The organism is Moorena sp. SIO4A1 (assembly GCF_010672065.1).
Lineage (GTDB): Bacteria > Cyanobacteriota > Cyanobacteriia > Cyanobacteriales > Coleofasciculaceae > Moorena.
On sequence record NZ_JAAHHX010000566.1, the window covers coordinates 1 to 1,660 of the forward strand.

Here is a 1,660-nt window from a genome sequence, read left to right on the forward strand (position 1 = left end):
GACATCTACAACGATTTTCCCATTCTCGATTGCTTTATGTTTCAAAAACTCTTTGAACCGATAGTGAGCAAAAGAAAGCAGATTGCGAACTGTCTTAGATCTAAGTTTTCGATTCTGCTTTTTTGACATTTGAGACGTCTCGAAGGTGGGAAGTAAGATTACATCAAAATTATCAACTAAAAACCTAGCCGCCTTGTGGTGTAATTCATTTACTAGGTTCTGAATTTTGATTACCATCCTCCTAGCGGATTTTCTTATTCGACGTTTTTGCTTGCCCTTAGACTTGCTGATCTTTGAAATCAGATTGTCTAGGTGCTGACATAAGCGTTGAATCCGAGAAAAGTCGCCATGGCCAATTTTACCAACGGAAGTTTGACTGAAAAATGTCAAAAAAGTCCTAACACCGGGATCTAAACTAACCACTCTACCTTGGTTTTCGGTTTTAATGTGGGCTGTTTTGTAAGGGACTACTAGGTAATAGTCCCCGTTGGTGCTAGTCAATCGACAATCACAGATGTTGTCGGGAAGTGTCTCAGTAAAGGTTAATTCACCTAGTTTTGTATGATAAATACCTTTTACTGAGACAGCTGATTTAGGAATATAGCAAGATTGAATGGGATTCTTACGAGACCTAAATCTAACCCGGTTAACCTTTCCAATCTTCTTGTACTTTTTCTTGGCCTCCCTGACGGCGGTGCAAGCATCCTTTATCGCTATAGATTTGATCTGATAAGGCACTGTCTTGCACCACTCGGGTAAGTCATTCAATATGTTAGTTTTGATAGCTTTCCAGTTGGCTTTAACTTCGCTATCCCAGAGAATCTTGACGGTCTTGTTAAACACATAACGGGATACTCCAAACCACTTACGAACCATCGCTCGTTGTTCAGGGTTTAGGAACACTCGAATTTTCTTTGATTTTTTTGCCGTATTTTCGGAGTCCGTGGACACGGCAACAGAAGACGTGAATAATGGAGAGAAGATCTGCGGTGAGTTCTGATCCTCGACAACTTTCAGATCGGTCGAGAACCAAGATTTTTCCACCGTTGAGACTAACCAAGTACTCAAAGAGTTCAAACCCAAATCTGGTAAGTCTGTCTCTACAGGCAACAACAAGCGTGAGCTGATCACAGCACATAAGTCGTTCCAATATGGCTCGTAACCCTTTTCTTTTGTAGTTGAGTCCTGAACCGATATCTTTGATGATCTCCGCTTCCGGGAAGATGGAATGCATGTATGCAACTTGTCTGACGAAGTCGTCAAATTGTTTGTTGCTACTGACTCGGCAGTAACAGATAGTTGTTGATTGTCTTGCTTGTCGTCGCCCTTGGCTGAGGAAACTCTCCGTGTCAAACAATCGATAACCACTTGGGGTTCGTTGACATCTGATCGTGCCATTGTCTGCATACTTCCGAAGAGTGTTTTTAGAGAGTCCCGTAAGTTCGACCGCCTTACGAATTGGAATTAACGCCATCAATATAGTCTACCATTTTATTAGGAACTTTGGTAGACTATATGATACTTTTTACTACTGTCTACTAACCGACATCGATCACATCATTTCCCCGAGCTTGCATGTAGGAGTCTTCCAGAGTTTGATAATTTGCTACGGTTTCATCGATCACAGTTTTCCAAGCCGCCCCTGCCCATAGATGCTGGA

Annotated in this window: 2 protein-coding genes; both read right to left on the reverse strand. The window is 41.9% G+C overall.

The features are described from left to right. A partial coding sequence (locus F6K53_RS40695; protein WP_293085888.1) for a transposase occupies positions 1 to 984 on the reverse strand: 984 nt, incomplete at its 3' end. Beyond that, positions 887 to 1,474 (reverse strand): IS607 family transposase, encoded by a 588-nt coding sequence (locus F6K53_RS40700; protein WP_143727395.1) that lies wholly within the window; start codon positions 1,472 to 1,474, stop codon positions 887 to 889. The genes F6K53_RS40695 and F6K53_RS40700, both read right to left, overlap by 98 nt. Positions 1,475 to 1,660 lie beyond the last annotated feature (186 nt).

What these genes read in the sequence shown, in the direction of transcription:
- F6K53_RS40700 (WP_143727395.1), bottom strand. Translation starts at nt 1,474, where the DNA reads ATGGCGTTAATTCCAATTCGTAAGGCGGTCGAACTTACGGGACTCTCT.